Origin of the sequence: Flavobacterium selenitireducens, assembly GCF_014748335.1 — a bacterium.
GTDB lineage: Bacteria > Bacteroidota > Bacteroidia > Flavobacteriales > Flavobacteriaceae > Flavobacterium > Flavobacterium selenitireducens.
Genome location: NZ_JAAVIY010000003.1, coordinates 382,471 through 397,152, shown reverse-complemented (window position 1 = coordinate 397,152; position 14,682 = coordinate 382,471). Strand labels below are relative to the sequence as shown.

Here is a 14,682-nt window from a genome sequence, read left to right as displayed (position 1 = left end):
CGTTGATTTACAAATATTTGTAAAAGATTTGGCTTTTGTACGGGCTTGAACGCGGACGGCTTCCAGACGAGACCGTCAGAATTTCGCGATCTTGAAGATTGAAAGCTTTCCGAACGAATCCTCCAACTTCAGATAGTACATGCCGTTGGGCCATCCGTAAAGCACGATTGAATTTGCCTTCGGATCGATAGTTCCGTCGCTGATGACACGGCCCGAAGCGTCGATGACTTTAAACGCCGTCACAGCGCGAAGCCCGTCAACGGTTACATTGTCGCGCGTCGGGTTCGGATAGACCTTGCAACCCGCAAACGCCTGCTCGTCTACCGACAACGGAACGTACAGCATCCGACCGAGAAAAAGATTGTAGTTCGTACCACTATCCTTGAGCAACGGTATCGAACCGAAGTTCAGTTGATTTTCCGTAAAGGTTCCGGCGAGATAAAATTCATTTTCGCTGACCATCGCGAACGCACTCGTGTTGTAGTTCTCGATTTTTCCCACTTTTTGTACCCAGACAGCCGTTCCGTCAGGATCGAACTTGACGATGTAGGCCGAGCCGCCTTGGGGCGTCGTCAAGGTAACGCCGTTGCCGAACATCTCCGTCGTCGATCCCGTATTGCCACTCAAATAGATGTTGGAACCGGCGTCGGTCTTTACATTGCGCATATGGTTGGCCTCTATCGTCCCGAAAACAGACCGCGCCCAAAGAATCACGCCGTTCGTATCGCATTTGAGGATGTAAGGTGTCGATCCGCTGCTGGCGCTAAGCGAAACTCCGTCCCAGGCGATGGTATTGGCAAAGGTTCCGGTAGCGATCACGTTTTGTTGGGCGTCGATCGCTACGTCGTAACCCATGGTCGTATTTTCGAAATTGGTACCGGCGTGTTTTCCCCAAACGACGTTTCCGTTGCTGTCATACTTGACGAGGTACATATTGTAATTCCACATCGAGGGAACCGCTTTGGTCATCGTCACTTGGCCGAAAGACAAAACAGGAACGCTGAACGATCCGGTTGCATAAACATTCCCTGCCGAATCCACGGCGACTCCGTTGGCAAACGTCGAGCCGGTGTTTGCGCTCGCCCTGCCAGCAGTTTTGGCCCAAACCGTCTCTCCAGCCGGATCCATCTTGACCAAAAACGGAACTGCCGCATTCATACCACCTGAAACAAAATTGGCGTACGATAGCTCTATATTCCCAAAACGCAACGTTTCCGAATTGTAAACGCCGGAAAAATAAACATTTTCATCCGAATCCACGGCAATTCCACCCGCATTCCAACCATGGCTTTGCCCGATATTGGACTTGGCCCAGATCACGTCTCCGTTCGCATCGAGTTTGGATACGAACGCGCTCGGAGACGATGTCGTCAGCGTCGTATCGCCAAGTGAGATGGAGACTTGATAGGTGCCCAGGAGATATAAGTTGCCCGAATCGTCGGTCGTGATCGAAATCAAGGAATCATTGTTTTCGCTCCCGTAGTTGCGCGCCCAAATCAAATTGCCTTCTGCGTCATATTTCGCCACATAAATATCCCAAAGGCCAAAATTCGTCTCATGGTTGTGAAGCGTCACGTTGCCGATCGTCATCGTGGTTTGCCGAAAGTTCCTGCGACATAGGCATTTCCGGATTCATCGGCCGCAACGTAGGTTTTCCCGGAATTGCTGTCGAGAATATGGGTTTTGGCCCACGTCCATTGAGGTGTTTGCGAAAAAGTCAGGAATGGGATCAGCGTGAGCAGCAAAAGTAGAGATCGCATCATAAAGAGGTTTTTACAAAATAAGGAAAAGTCGTTCAGAAAAAACAGCCCGTTGCTCATTCAGGCGCGTTCTCCGCTCATTCGAAGCAGCATGCGATCATCCGATAAGCTTATATCCGAATCCCCGAAGGTTTACGATTTCGACTGATGCATCGGCAGCGAGTTTCTTCCTGAGTTTGGTAATGTAGACGTCCATGCTTCTTGCGGTAAAAAAGTTGTCGTCTCCCCAAAGTTGCAGCAATGCTGACTTTCGATCGAGCATCCCGTCCCGGTTTTGAAGCAGCAACAACAGCAATTCGCACTCCCGATGCGACAGTTTGACGATGTTTCCGCTTGGTGCGACAAGCCGCAACTTCCTGTGGTCGAACAACAAATTCCCGACTTTGAATTCTCCGGGAAGCATTCCCAAATCCCGTCGTTTCAACAATTCGGACACTCTCAAAAACAACTCATCGAGGCTGAACGGCTTGCGCAGGTAATCGTTGCCGCCACTCGCGTAGCCATTTTTGAGATCCTCGATTCCGCCCCGCGCCGTGAGGAATAAGATCGGGACGGCAGCATCGTTCAACCTGATTCTGGACGCCAAGGCAAATCCGTCGAGTTGGGGAAGCATCACGTCGAGAATGCAAATGTCGAATTTTGACGGGGCAAAGTTTTGCAGCGCACTGTTTCCGTCCTGAAGCCACGTTACGGCAAAACCTTGCTTCTCGAGGCTTTCACTGATGACTTTACCCAGGAAAGGCTCGTCTTCTACAAATAAAACGGCAACTTTTTTTATCATAGCGCGATCGCGATCCTAAATGTCGTTCCCTTGTTTTCGTTATCGTGTACGGATATTTTTCCGTTGTGCTTTCGAACGACCTCTTTTACAAAATACAAACCGAGGCCATATCCTTTCACATCGTGTCGATTTCCGGTCCCGATTCGATAGAACGCGTCGAAAATTTGGGTTTTCTCAGCTTCAGGAATTCCGGGGCCGTTGTCTGACACTTCCAACAATAGTTTTTTCCCGGATACATCGGCTTTTACGAGCAATGGCGCGCCGGGACCAGGATTGTATTTCAGCCCGTTGTCGATCAGATTGGTCAGCATCCGAAAAAGCGAATTCGCATCACCCGAAATCTCGAGGTCACCGACGTTGTCCTCAACGGCGACAGCATCGCAAGGGAAAGCCGCCATTGCTTTTTTCAACAGATCCGAGACGACAATCGTTTGCTTTTCACGATTCCCGACCTTTCCCGCGCGCGCCGTTTCGAGAATCTCGGCAGTCAGCGCGCCCAAACGCTGGGCCTGCAACAGGATGATGTCGAGATACGTTTCGCGTGCGGTCGCGTCATGCTGGAACTTTCGCAGTGATTCGGCCGTGACGGTAAGCGACGCCAGAGGTGTGTGCAATTCGTGGGTCATATTGTGGATAAAATCGTCTTTGACAGCGGAGAGCTTTTGCTGGGAAAGCATCACTTTAAGCGTGTAGCCAAAACAGACGACCGCGACCGACATCAGCACGAAACTCCCGGCGAGAATCCACTTGATCCTTTCGAAAACCACTGCATCAGGATCTGGGAAAACGGCGTAGAGCAACTTGGGCGCTGCATTCGTCTTGAGCGACAAATCGATTGGTTTCGTCTTAAAGCCGTCATTAGGGGCGACCGCGGCAAACCGGAATCGCGTCGGCAAACCGGCCTTACCTAGCCCGTTTCGAAAGCGTTCGCCGATCATGGCGGTATCGATTGGCACTTCATATTTTGCTTTGGACAAGCTGTCGCCCAATTTTTGGGTATAATAGAACACATAACCGTTCTTGAGGTCGTTTCGCGCATTTTTCACGATATGGTCGATAAAGGCCTGGCGCGCTTTTGGCGTGATCGGCTCGACTTTTTCGGGAAAGGTTTCGATGCTCAGGCTGAGTTGCGTTTGGCCTTTGAACGGCGGCTGCAATTCTTTCATCGTAAAAACGGTAGTGCCGTAGACCGGATTGACGCGGGAGGTGATTTCGATAAAGGTCGGGTCTGACACCAATTGGCGCAGATCGTCGAGAATCGCTTCGTCCCGATCGTTCCTGACCGCTTCAAAAGCCGACGCAAATGCCTCATTAACCTGCTTTTCGAGCAAGTTTCGCTCTGCCTGGAAACTGCTGTAGGCGAAAGCGAGCTGCAATGACAATATGCCGCAGACGCAAACGGACATCAGCGCAACCGCCAACTGAATTTTTCGTGCCATTCGGCAAATGTAAAACACGCGCGTCCAAAAAATCGGAATCCGTTAACACTAATTAAGGAAGCTTGGCTTCGGTTAACCGAATTTGCGCTTTCCGAAATCTAGCTTTGTCGAAAATTCAACTCATGAAGACTTACTTTTTTACTTTAGCGACAATCGCCTTGTTTGGAATCCCGATGGCGTCGAACGCGCAAACCGCCATTACGATGACTACAAAAGGGTCGTTCGACAACAAGGAAATGCGTCATTTACTGCAATTCCACAACATGGATTTTTACGACGTCAAGATCGCGGGAATGTTAAATGGCAGCAACTTCACACTCGTTTCAAAAGAAATCTGGAACGGAAAAATCAGGAAAACCGATACCCTTTTTGATTCGCGCCAACACGAAATTTTCAGGATCAAATCCGACACGTTAAAATTTACGACAATCGCAGGAAAGACCGATGAACGAAATTTGCGTGTACTGTTCAGCTTTGACCGGTTTTCGATCGTACGGAACTACAAAAGCACGAAATCGAACGCGTACAGCTTGCGCGATTTCGGCACACGATTGCCAATCGCATTAGGAAAACCGTTTTATGCTTTTGCATACATCCTACCAACCGAACACGTCGATGGCAGCAGTTCTTGGTGCGAAGTGGAAGCCGCGGGAGACGACATTGAAAATTGGGGAAAGAAATTCGGTATCGAACACTATTTGTTGTTCGAGATGAAATTCGACTGAACTAGCCGAGAAAGTCGATGTTGCGCTTGAGGCCAGAAAATTTGGCTCGCTTCACGGCGGAATCCTTGAAGACTTTCCGGAAAGTGTCTTCGGTAATTTCCTGCCAGTCTTTCCTCGACATCGAAAGCAGCTCGGGATTCGGGTCGAACAGCGGTTCGTTATGCGGTTTGGAGAAACGGTTCCACGGGCAAACATCCTGGCAAATGTCGCATCCGAACATCCAATCGTCGAATTTGCCTTTCATTTCAGATGGCAGGTTTTCCTTGAGTTCGATCGTGAAATACGAAATGCATTTCGACCCGTCGACTACATAAGGCGATACTATGGCCTGGGTGGGACAAGCGTCGAGACAAGCCGTGCAGGAACCGCAGTGATCTGTGGTGGCGTGATCGTATTCGAGGTCGAGGTCAATGATGAGTTCGGCGATAAAAAAAAACGAACCGACCTGTTTGCTCAACAAATTGGAGTTCTTGCCGATCCAGCCCAGACCGCTTTTCGCCGCCCAGGCCTTGTCGAGAACGGGAGCGGAATCGACAAAGGCGCGGCCTTCTACCTGCCCGATTTCCGTTTGGATCGAAGCCAGGAGTTCGCGCAATTTTTCTTTGATCACGAAATGGTAATCCTGGCCGTAGGCGTATTTTGAAATCTTGAACGAATCAGGGTTTTGGGTTTGGGACGGAAAGTAGTTGAGCAACAATGAGATCACGCTTTTCGAGCCTTCGACGAGTTTGGTCGGGTCGAGGCGCTTGTCGAAGTGGTTTTCCATATAGGCCATTTCCCCGTTCCTGTTGGCGTTTAGCCAGGCTTCGAGACGGGGCGCTTCTTCCTCTAGAAATCCCGCTTTTGAAATGCCGCAAGAGAGGAACCCAAGGCGTTTTGCTTCGGATTTGATGAAGGTTGTATTTTTCGACTTCTGATTCATTTGGAACGTGGTCCCGCGTTAGGGATTGAAGTGGAAATCCTTTATGTTTTGCGGTTCCGCTTCGCGGAACCGCAAAACATAAAGATTGAAACGGAAAGCCCGACGGCCGCATGGCAAATGCGATCAGCTTTTGCCTTGCGGCCGGAACGCCCTAGAACAATCCGCCCTGGATATTGGTTCTAATGCGTCCCAAATGATGATATGCTTTTTCTGTGGCTTCCCGACCGCGAGGCGTGCGCACCAGGAAACCCTCTTTGATCAAGAACGGTTCGTACACTTCTTCAATCGTTTCGGAACTTTCGGAAACGCCTGTCGCTAACGTAGAAAGCCCGACTGGGCCGCCTTTGAACTTATCGATTATGGTCGTCAGTATCTTGTTGTCCATTTCGTCAAGACCGTGGGCGTCGACGTTGAGCGCCTTGAGCGCATATTTCGCGATTTCGATGTCGATCTTGCCGTTTCCTTTGATCTGGGCGAAATCACGCACACGTCTCAGCAACGCGTTCGCGATACGAGGTGTTCCCCGGCTGCGTCCGGCAATCTCGATGGCGGCTTCCATAGAGATTGGCATCTTGAGGATGGCCGAACTGCGTTGCACGATCGTCGTGAGCAATTCCGTGTTGTAATATTCGAGGCGGGACGAGATTCCGAAACGGGCGCGCATCGGAGCCGTCAAAAGCCCGGAACGCGTCGTCGCGCCGACCAAGGTAAACGGATTCAGGTTGATTTGGACGGTTCTCGCATTCGGACCCGACTCGATCATGATGTCGATCTTGAAATCTTCCATAGCCGAATACAGGTATTCTTCGACAACGGGACTCAAACGGTGGATTTCGTCAATAAAAAGTACGTCCCTTTCTTCAAGGTTCGTGAGCAATCCGGCCAAATCCCCGGGTTTGTCGAGAACGGGCCCTGAAGTGATCTTGATGCCGACACCGAGTTCATTGGCAAGAATGTTCGCCAGTGTCGTTTTTCCCAAACCTGGCGGCCCGTGAAACAGCGAGTGATCGAGCGCTTCGTTGCGCTGGTTGGCCGCTTCGACGAAAACTTTTAGGTTGTCCAGGACGTGATCCTGACCGGCGAAATCGTCAAAGCTCAGCGGCCTTAACTTTTTCTCGACGTCAAGTTCTTCCGGATTGTAATTCACGTTCGTAGGATCGAGGTGCTCGTTCATTCGGCAAAGATAGCGAAATGTTCGCGCTACTTACATTTGATAGCCTTCTGAAAGCAGCGGATGCCATTCGGAATGGTTGTCTACGTACTTGGACACGAAACTGCAAAGCGGAACCAACGTTTTACCTTGTTGTTTAATTTCAGATAGCGTGCGCTCGACGAGTTGTTGGGCAATTCCCTGGCCGCGGTGCGATTGCGGAACCTCGGTATGCGTGAGATAAATCTTGTCGTCCTTGTCGGCATATTCTACAAATGCGACAGCATCATCTTTGAGATGCAATTCAAACTGGCTTTGGGCTTCGTTCTTATAAAACTCCATTACCCGATGTGATAGCCGTTGGCCAGGATTTCTTTCCATTCGGTGTGACGCTTGAGGTACGCGGCTACGAACGGGCAAAGTGGCGCCAATTTGTAATCGTGGTCTTTGATATAATTCAACGCACCTTCGACGATCTTTTTTCCGACTCCTTTGCCTTCGAGGGCGACGGGCACTTCGGTATGCGTCAGGTACATTACGTTTTCATTCGTGAGGATACTTTCGATGATGGCGGTATGCCCTTCCACTTCAAGTTCAAATCGCTTTTTTTCAGGGTTGAACCTGATATCGGTGTCAGTCATAATTTTAGTCTTAATTGGAATTATTTTGAGTGGCTTAAAGATAAAAAGAAAAAGCCTCCGGATGTGGAGGCTTTCATTTTTCTTATGATTAGTGGTGCAATTGCTCTTCACCTGGTTTCATCGGGACGGTTTGCGGAACAAAATCCACATCGTGGCCCGGTTTGTTGTAATCGTATGGCCAACGGTGTACATGCGGAATCTCTCCAGGCCAGTTGCCGTGCATATGCTCGACCGGAGTCGTCCACTCGAGCGTAGTCGAATTCCATGGGTTCTGCGGAGCGCGTTTTCCGAAGAAGATGCTCGCGAAAAAGTTGTAAAGGAAGACCAACTGGAACGCGCCTCCAACAAGGGCGAACAAAGTGATCAATACGTTTACGTTCTGCAAATCGTCAAACAGCGGGAAGTTCGTGTTCGTGTAATAACGACGCGGCAATCCGGCAAGACCGATAAAGTGCATCGGGAAGAACACACCGTAAGCACAGATCGTCGTGATCCAGAAGTGTACGTAACCCATGTTCTTGTTGAGCATGCGTCCGAACATTTTCGGATACCAGTGGTAAATACCGGCAAACATTCCGTATAGCGCTGAGATACCCATTACCAAGTGGAAGTGGGCCACGACGAAATACGTATCGTGAACGTTGATGTCAAGTGTGGAGTCACCCAGGATAATTCCCGTAAGACCTCCTGTAATGAATGTCGATACGAATCCCATGGAGAACAACATCGCAGGGTTCATCTGCAGGTTTCCTTTCCAAAGCGTCGTGATCCAGTTAAAGGCTTTTACCGCCGACGGAATCGCGATCAACAACGTCGTAAAGGTAAACACCGAACCGAGGAACGGGTTCATACCGGACATAAACATATGGTGGCCCCAAACGATCGTCGAAAGGAATGCGATCGCAAGGATAGACATGATCATCGCACGGTAACCGAAGATCGGCTTGCGGGCGTTGGTAGCCATGATTTCCGATACCAATCCCATCGCAGGAAGGATAACGATGTATACTTCAGGGTGTCCGAGGAACCAGAACAAGTGCTCGAACAATACCGGTGAACCGCCTTGGTAGTGCAATACTTCTCCGGCGATATAGATGTCTGAAAGGAAGAACGAGGTTCCAAAGCTTCTGTCCATCAAAAGCAACAACGCCGCAGACAAAAGAACAGGGAACGAAATGATACCGATGATGGCCGTGATAAAGAAGGCCCAGATCGTAAGCGGAAGGCGCGTCATCGACATGCCTTTAGTACGGAGGTTGATAACGGTCACGACGTAGTTCAAAGATCCCATCAAAGACGAGGCGATGAAGACTGCCATTGACGTCAACCAAAGCGTCATACCTGCTCCTGAACCTCCGATAGCTTGCGGAAGTGCACTTAGCGGCGGATAGATCGTCCAACCTGCGGAAGCCGGTCCCGCTTCTACGAATAGAGAGGAAACCATGATGACAGACGAAAGGAAAAACAACCAATACGAAATCATGTTGAGGAAGCCTGACGCCATATCGCGGGCTCCGATTTGTAGCGGGATAAGCAGGTTACTGAAGGTTCCGCTCAAACCGGCCGTCAATACGAAGAAAACCATGATGGTTCCGTGAATCGTGACCAACGCGAGATACATGTCGTTTTTCATGACACCGTCCGGAGCGTGATCGCCGAGAAACCAGCTGAACACTTTAAAAGACTCTTCCGGCCAGGCAAGCTGCATGCGGAAAAGCAAGGACATTCCGATACCGATGATTCCCATTACGATACCGGTGATCAGGTATTGTTTGGCGATCATTTTGTGATCGATACTGAAGATGTATTTCGTGATAAAAGTATCCTTATGGTGGTGCTCGTGATCGTGAGCGTGATCATGATCGTGACTGTGGTCGTGTGCGTGAGCTACTGCTGACATATATGCTTACTTTTAATTTCTTAAAATTACTTTGCTGGTTTTGTTTGTGGCTTGGCCTTGGCTGTAGAGTCTGCGGCCGCACCTGAAGGGGCTGTTGAAACCAATGTCGTAGGTTTTACCGTATCGGCATCGACCGTTACCGATCCCTCGGCCTCGTTATCGGCAGGTTTTGCCTTTGACGCTTTCACAGCAGCCGACAACGTTTCTTTGCCTTCCAGCCATGCCTTGAAATCTTCCGGCTCGTCGACTACGACTTTCATTTGCATGTTGTAGTGGGACGCTCCGCAAATTTTGTTACAAAGCAAAAGGTAATCAAACGTGTAAGGATCGAGACCTGGTTGTCCTTTTGCGATCAGCTCTGCACTTTTCTTGGCGCGAAGCTCGTTGATGTTGTGGACTTTTTCCTTCATAAAATCCATGTCGCGCATTTCGGCTGTCGTGTAGATCGGCTCAAATGCGAACTGGGTAACCATTCCCGGCACGGCGTTCATCTGGGCGCGGAAATGCGGCAAATAAACCGAGTGCAAAACATCCTGGGAACGTATCTTGAACAATACTTTCTTTCCTTTCGGCAAGTGAAGTTCGTTTACCACTTTATCGTCTTGTGCATGCGGATCGGCCATATCGACACCCAAAGTGTTCACTCCTTCGATGTAGCGTACGTTTGCTTTTCCAAGAACGTTATCCTCTCCGGCGTAACGCGCTTCCCAGCTAAACTGCTTTCCGTAAATTTCAACTACAAGAACATCTTCGTCTTCGTCGACAAACATGATGTTCGTCCAAGCGTACAATCCGTAAAGGATAAGACCAGCCAAAACGATCGCCGGAATCACCGACCATACGAACTCCAATTTGTCGTTATCGGCAAAATAAAGTGCCTTTTGCCCTTCTCTACCGCGGTATTTAAACGCGAACCAATGTAGCAATCCCTGTGTGACGGTCTGCACGAAAAAGATCAGCACCCACGTGATGTTCATGAGGTTGTCGACCTGTCCTCCGTGAGCGGAAGCCGGCGTGTGCAGTACCAAGTGGCCCCATTTCCACAACCCGTAGATCGTAAAAAGGTAGATGAAGGCAAGAAATATGAACATCAAGTAACCCTGAAGGTTGTTGTCCTTATCGGTAGCTACCTGAGAAGTACCGTCGGAAACCCTTCCGGCTTGTGTTAAGTCGAATATTTTAGTCAATTGCCATAACGCAACGGATAAAAGGACTAAAATTACAATTACCAACAAAGTCGTCATCTGTGATGTCTTTAAATATTAATAATGAAAATGCTTGCTTTCTTCGATGAATGGGTTGCGCTTCGGCAATAGCGGCGCCTTGGTCAAAGCGGAGAACACCACGAGCAGGAACAATCCCAGGAAGAACAGTACCGATCCGATTTCCGGAATACCGATAAACCATTGCGTACCTACCGTAGCCGGCATAATCATGTTGAAGAAGTCAATGTAGTGTCCGGCAAGGATAACGATTCCTGCCATAACCAAAATCCAGGTAATGCGTTTGAAATCTGTGTTGACCAAGATGAGGATCGGGAAGACAAAGTTCATCACGACCGCGCCCCAGAATGGCAACGTGTAATCGTTGATACGCTGGATGAAATACGTTACCTCTTCAGGAATGTTCGCATACCAGATCAACATGAATTGAGAGAACCAAAGGTAGGTCCAGAACACCGAGATACCGAACATGAACTTGGCCAAATCGTGAATGTGGCTCGTGTTCACGTATTCCAAAAGTCCTTTTGATTTGAGGTAAAGCGTCACCAGGCAGATCGTCGTGATACCGCTTACGAAGAAGCTCGCGAAAACATACCATCCGAACAAAGTCGAGAACCAGTGTGGATCAAGCGACATGATCCAGTCCCATGACATGATCGATTCCGATACGATAAAGAATACCAGGAAACCGGCAGATGCCTTGAATACTTTTTTGTAGTTGCTGTCGTCGTTGGCTTCATCCTGGGCAGCAAACGTCTTACGGGCGTAGAAACGGTAGATGTTCCATCCGGTAAGGAAGATAGCGGCGCGGATTAACCAGAAAGGTACGTTCAAGTAACCTGATTTTCCTGCGATAAGCGCGTCGTAATGTTCGCTTTTCGGATCGGTTACGCCGTCTGCCATCCAAACGAACAAGTGGTTCCAATGGAAAGCACACGTGAGCAAGAAGATAAAGAACAGGATGGATCCTATCGGCAAATAAGCCGTAATTCCCTCCATCACCCGGAACAATACCGGCGACCAACCAGCCTGGGCAACCTGTTGGATGGCGTAGAAAGCCAAAACTCCCATCGATATCAGCAAGAAAAAGATACAAGCTACATAAAGCGCAGCCCAAGGCTTGTTTTGCAATTGGTGAAAAACGTGCTCCAGATGTTCCTGATGCTCCGCGTGCTCGTCTACGTGAGCTTCGTGTTTGTTAACCACAGGATTATTTCCCATCTCAACCTTGTCAACCGACTCAGGGTTCGTCTGTGTGGAGAACGCCTTATCTTTTGCAGAAGCGGAATCAACTGATGCAGTAGCAGTATCGTGTGAAGCGGCGGCATCGCCCGTAGCCGATTTTTCGTCGTGGCCCGCATCGGCAACACCTGCGTCGTGACCTGCCGAATCAGCTGTCGCGTGAGCCTCAGGAGCTGCATGCCCCTCAGTGTGCGTTTCGGTTGCGTGAGCGGGAGCCGCTTCGTGAGCTTCGCCATGTCCGCCTCCGTGACCATGACTTTCGGCAGCCAGGATCGCTTCCACTTCCTTGATGTCTTTTGGTGCAGTTAAAAACCCGTATCCGATCCCGAGAAGGCCAAGGACCATCAGGACTATCGAAAATGTTTTTAATTTACTTGAAATGGTATACATATCTATTACGATCAGTTATTCGATTATTTCAATTCGCTTTTGAGCTTCATTACGTAGGCGGCAACCATCCAACGCTCTTCTTGGCTAAGCTGGTTGGCATAAGAACCCATTGAGTTCAATCCGTAAGTTTGTACGTGGTATACGCTTCCGATGCTGAACTGTCTGTCCTTATAGCTCGGAACACCAAGGAACTTCTCTTGTTTGACCAATTTTCCTTTTCCGTCACCGGTCGTTCCGTGGCAAATCCCGCAGTAGATATCAAAGAGACCTTTTGCTTTGTCCATGTCTACGTCGGTAGAATCCAAAGGAGAGGTCATCACCAATTTCGAAGCGTTGTAACCCTCGGTAGTGTTCGGGATCTCGTACGGAGTAAAACCTCGCTTAATGGTTCCCGGAGCAGGCAATTGCGCCTCAACGCCACCTCTCTTGAAAGCCGGCGATTCCGAATAGGTTTCATAAGCTGTTGACTCATACATGTTTGGCATGTACTGGTAGTTCGGCTCTCTTTTGTTGGAACAAGAGAGAACAGAAATTGCCATTCCGGCCAATACCGTTATCTTGAATACTGTCTTCATAACTACAGTTAGTGCTTTTCGATTAACTTAACTTCGACCGCTCCCGTTCTCTGAAAGAAAGAAACCAGTTCGCTCTCGTCTCCTTTTACGGAAACTTCCATGAGAAAATGGTCATCCGTCGTGCGGACGTCCGGGTTTTCGGCTGCTTTGAACGGCCACAACCTACTTCTCATGTAAAAAGTGATCACCATAAGGTGGGCAGCGAAAAATACGGTCATCTCGAACATTACCGGAACGAAAGCCGGCATGTTCTGCAAATAGCTGAAACTTGGCTTACCGCCGATATCCTGCGGCCAATCCTGGATCATGATGTTGTTCATCATCCACGTAGCGACCGACAAACCGATACATCCGTAGATGAAGGCGCAGATCGCCAATCGCGTCGGGGCGATTCCCATAGCCTTGTCGAGTCCGTGGACAGGGAAAGGCGTAAATACATCCTCTATGTGATAATGGGCCGCACGCGTTTTCTTCACGGCATCCATCAGGACGTCGTCGTCGTTGTAAATGGCGTGTAGTACTTTATTAGTGGTGCTCATGATGTGAAGGATTTTCGTCTCTGCGTTTTTTGAAATATTCGCCTGATGTCTTCAGGATGGTCTTAACCTCGGCCTGTGCGATTACAGGGAAAGTTCGTGAGTAAAGTAGGAACAATACGAAGAAGAATCCGATGGTTCCGATAAAGATGCCGATGTCGATGAACGTCGGCGAGAACATCGTCCAGGAAGACGGAAGGTAATCGCGGTGCAACGACGTCACGATGATCACGAAACGCTCGAACCACATCCCGATGTTTACGACGATCGAAATGATGAATGAGAACATGATCGACGTACGCAATTTCTTGAACCACATGAACTGAGGCGAGAAAACGTTACACGTCATCATCGACCAGTATGCCCACCAGTAAGGTCCTGTCGCACGGTTAAGGAAAGCGTATTGTTCGTATTCTACTCCTGAATACCAGGCCACGAACAACTCGGTGATATAGGCCACACCGACGATTGAACCCGTGATCATGATAACGATGTTCATCAATTCGATGTGCTGCAACGTGATGTAAGCTTCCAGATGACACACTTTTCTCATGATGATCAAAAGCGTGTTTACCATCGCGAATCCTGAGAATACCGCACCCGCAACGAAGTAAGGCGGGAAAATGGTCGTGTGCCATCCCGGGATTACCGAGGTAGCAAAGTCAAAGGATACGATCGTGTGTACCGAAAGTACGAGTGGCGTCGCCAAACCGGCCAAAACGAGGGAAACTTCCTCAAAACGCTGCCAGTCTTTGACGCGTCCGCTCCATCCGAATGAAAGTATGCTGTAAATTCTTTTTGTGAAAGGTGTCACGGCTCTGTCGCGAAGCATCGCAAAGTCAGGAAGAAGTCCTGTCCACCAGAATACGAGTGAAACCGAAAGGTAAGTCGATATCGCAAATACGTCCCAAAGAAGTGGCGAGTTGAAGTTGACCCAAAGCGACCCGAATTGGTTCGGAATAGGCAAAACCCAATATCCTAACCAAGGGCGACCCATGTGGATTACCGGGAACAAACCGGCCTGGACTACAGAGAAGATGGTCATCGCTTCCGCAGAACGGTTGATCGCCATTCTCCAACGCTGGCGGAACAACAAGAGTACGGCCGAGATCAGCGTACCGGCGTGACCGATACCTACCCACCAAACGAAGTTGGTGATATCCCAGGCCCAACCTACTGTCTTGTTGAGGCCCCACGAACCGATACCGGTCGCGATCGTATATGTTATACAGCCTACTCCCCAAAGGAAAGCGATTAATGCGATTGAAAATACAGTCCACCATTGTTTGTTGGCGCGTCCTTCAACAGGGAAGGCAACATCAACAGTCACATCGTGATACGTCTTATCACCTAAAACTAAGGGTTTTCTGATGGGTGCTTCGTAGTGCGATGACATAC

The 14,682-nt window shown here is 49.3% G+C and carries 15 protein-coding genes; 1 reads left to right on the top strand and 14 read right to left on the bottom strand.

Going from position 1 to position 14,682, the window contains the following annotated elements:
- Positions 1–75 precede the first annotated feature (75 nt).
- The 4 genes from HC229_RS07635 to HC229_RS07620 all read right to left on the bottom strand — a co-directional run bounded on the left by HC229_RS07635 (position 76) and on the right by HC229_RS07620 (position 3,980).
- Entirely contained in the window at positions 76–1,590 is a 1,515-nt protein-coding gene (locus HC229_RS07635) for a T9SS type A sorting domain-containing protein (protein ID WP_191019871.1), read from the bottom strand.
- The gene (locus HC229_RS07630; protein WP_191019870.1) at positions 1,587–1,763 is read right to left on the bottom strand and encodes a hypothetical protein; all 177 of its coding nucleotides are present in this window, start codon (positions 1,761–1,763) and stop codon (positions 1,587–1,589) included. Before HC229_RS07630 ends, HC229_RS07635 begins: the two co-directional genes overlap by 4 nt.
- 94 nt (positions 1,764–1,857) lie before the next feature.
- Positions 1,858–2,541 carry a response regulator transcription factor gene (locus HC229_RS07625; protein ID WP_191019869.1) on the bottom strand — a complete coding sequence of 228 codons (684 nt, stop codon included), beginning with the start codon at positions 2,539–2,541 and terminating at the stop codon, positions 1,858–1,860.
- Positions 2,538–3,980 carry a sensor histidine kinase gene (locus tag HC229_RS07620; RefSeq protein WP_191019868.1) on the bottom strand — a complete coding sequence of 481 codons (1,443 nt, stop codon included), beginning with the start codon at positions 3,978–3,980 and terminating at the stop codon, positions 2,538–2,540. The genes HC229_RS07625 and HC229_RS07620 overlap by 4 nt, the downstream gene beginning before the upstream one ends.
- Before the next feature lie 122 nt (positions 3,981–4,102).
- Here HC229_RS07620 and HC229_RS07615 point away from each other — a divergent pair, with 122 nt between their 5' ends.
- On the top strand, positions 4,103–4,705 hold the full coding sequence (locus HC229_RS07615; RefSeq protein WP_191019867.1) for a hypothetical protein: 603 nt from the start codon (positions 4,103–4,105) through the stop codon (positions 4,703–4,705).
- 1 nt (position 4,706) lies between these two features.
- Here HC229_RS07615 and queG read toward each other — a convergent pair whose 3' ends face one another.
- The 10 genes from queG to nrfD all read right to left on the bottom strand — a co-directional run bounded on the left by queG (position 4,707) and on the right by nrfD (position 14,680).
- Positions 4,707–5,627, bottom strand: coding sequence for a tRNA epoxyqueuosine(34) reductase QueG (gene queG / locus HC229_RS07610; protein ID WP_191019866.1), 921 nt, complete (start codon positions 5,625–5,627; stop codon positions 4,707–4,709).
- A 151-nt stretch (positions 5,628–5,778) separates the two neighbouring features.
- Positions 5,779–6,801 (bottom strand): Holliday junction branch migration DNA helicase RuvB, encoded by a 1,023-nt coding sequence (ruvB, locus tag HC229_RS07605; RefSeq protein ID WP_191019865.1) that lies wholly within the window; start codon positions 6,799–6,801, stop codon positions 5,779–5,781.
- A gap of 30 nt (positions 6,802–6,831) precedes the next feature.
- On the bottom strand, positions 6,832–7,119 hold the full coding sequence (locus tag HC229_RS07600) for a GNAT family N-acetyltransferase (RefSeq protein WP_191019864.1): 288 nt from the start codon (positions 7,117–7,119) through the stop codon (positions 6,832–6,834).
- The gene (locus tag HC229_RS07595; protein WP_191019863.1) at positions 7,119–7,418 is read right to left on the bottom strand and encodes a GNAT family N-acetyltransferase; all 300 of its coding nucleotides are present in this window, start codon (positions 7,416–7,418) and stop codon (positions 7,119–7,121) included. The genes HC229_RS07600 and HC229_RS07595 overlap by 1 nt, the downstream gene beginning before the upstream one ends.
- Before the next feature lie 88 nt (positions 7,419–7,506).
- Positions 7,507–9,318, bottom strand: coding sequence for a cytochrome c oxidase subunit I (locus tag HC229_RS07590; protein WP_191019862.1), 1,812 nt, complete (start codon positions 9,316–9,318; stop codon positions 7,507–7,509).
- 26 nt (positions 9,319–9,344) lie between these two features.
- Positions 9,345–10,562 carry a cytochrome c oxidase subunit II gene (locus HC229_RS07585; RefSeq protein WP_191019861.1) on the bottom strand — a complete coding sequence of 406 codons (1,218 nt, stop codon included), beginning with the start codon at positions 10,560–10,562 and terminating at the stop codon, positions 9,345–9,347.
- Positions 10,563–10,580: 18 nt separating this feature from the next.
- On the bottom strand, positions 10,581–12,173 hold the full coding sequence (locus HC229_RS07580) for a quinol:cytochrome C oxidoreductase (RefSeq protein ID WP_191019860.1): 1,593 nt from the start codon (positions 12,171–12,173) through the stop codon (positions 10,581–10,583).
- Between the two features lie 23 nt (positions 12,174–12,196).
- On the bottom strand, positions 12,197–12,748 hold the full coding sequence (locus HC229_RS07575) for a c-type cytochrome (RefSeq protein WP_191019859.1): 552 nt from the start codon (positions 12,746–12,748) through the stop codon (positions 12,197–12,199).
- A gap of 8 nt (positions 12,749–12,756) precedes the next feature.
- Positions 12,757–13,287, bottom strand: a complete 531-nt coding sequence (locus tag HC229_RS07570; protein WP_191019858.1) for a DUF3341 domain-containing protein — start codon at positions 13,285–13,287, stop codon at positions 12,757–12,759.
- Positions 13,274–14,680, bottom strand: a complete 1,407-nt coding sequence (gene nrfD, locus HC229_RS07565) for an NrfD/PsrC family molybdoenzyme membrane anchor subunit (RefSeq protein WP_191019857.1) — start codon at positions 14,678–14,680, stop codon at positions 13,274–13,276. The genes HC229_RS07570 and nrfD overlap by 14 nt, the downstream gene beginning before the upstream one ends.
- Between the last annotated feature and the right edge of the window lie 2 nt (positions 14,681–14,682).

What these genes read in the sequence shown, in the direction of transcription:
- HC229_RS07635 (WP_191019871.1), bottom strand. Translation starts at nt 1,590, where the DNA reads ATGACGATCGGCAACGTGACGCTTCACAACCATGAGACGAATTTTGGC.
- HC229_RS07630 (WP_191019870.1), bottom strand. Translation starts at nt 1,763, where the DNA reads ATGATGCGATCTCTACTTTTGCTGCTCACGCTGATCCCATTCCTGACT.
- HC229_RS07625 (WP_191019869.1), bottom strand. Translation starts at nt 2,541, where the DNA reads ATGATAAAAAAAGTTGCCGTTTTATTTGTAGAAGACGAGCCTTTCCTG.
- HC229_RS07620 (WP_191019868.1), bottom strand. Translation starts at nt 3,980, where the DNA reads ATGGCACGAAAAATTCAGTTGGCGGTTGCGCTGATGTCCGTTTGCGTC.
- HC229_RS07615 (WP_191019867.1), top strand. Translation starts at nt 4,103, where the DNA reads ATGAAGACTTACTTTTTTACTTTAGCGACAATCGCCTTGTTTGGAATC.
- queG (WP_191019866.1), bottom strand. Translation starts at nt 5,627, where the DNA reads ATGAATCAGAAGTCGAAAAATACAACCTTCATCAAATCCGAAGCAAAA.
- ruvB (WP_191019865.1), bottom strand. Translation starts at nt 6,801, where the DNA reads ATGAACGAGCACCTCGATCCTACGAACGTGAATTACAATCCGGAAGAA.
- HC229_RS07600 (WP_191019864.1), bottom strand. Translation starts at nt 7,119, where the DNA reads ATGGAGTTTTATAAGAACGAAGCCCAAAGCCAGTTTGAATTGCATCTC.
- HC229_RS07595 (WP_191019863.1), bottom strand. Translation starts at nt 7,418, where the DNA reads ATGACTGACACCGATATCAGGTTCAACCCTGAAAAAAAGCGATTTGAA.
- HC229_RS07590 (WP_191019862.1), bottom strand. Translation starts at nt 9,318, where the DNA reads ATGTCAGCAGTAGCTCACGCACACGACCACAGTCACGATCATGATCAC.
- HC229_RS07585 (WP_191019861.1), bottom strand. Translation starts at nt 10,562, where the DNA reads ATGACGACTTTGTTGGTAATTGTAATTTTAGTCCTTTTATCCGTTGCG.
- HC229_RS07580 (WP_191019860.1), bottom strand. Translation starts at nt 12,173, where the DNA reads ATGTATACCATTTCAAGTAAATTAAAAACATTTTCGATAGTCCTGATG.
- HC229_RS07575 (WP_191019859.1), bottom strand. Translation starts at nt 12,748, where the DNA reads ATGAAGACAGTATTCAAGATAACGGTATTGGCCGGAATGGCAATTTCT.
- HC229_RS07570 (WP_191019858.1), bottom strand. Translation starts at nt 13,287, where the DNA reads ATGAGCACCACTAATAAAGTACTACACGCCATTTACAACGACGACGAC.
- nrfD (WP_191019857.1), bottom strand. Translation starts at nt 14,680, where the DNA reads ATGTCATCGCACTACGAAGCACCCATCAGAAAACCCTTAGTTTTAGGT.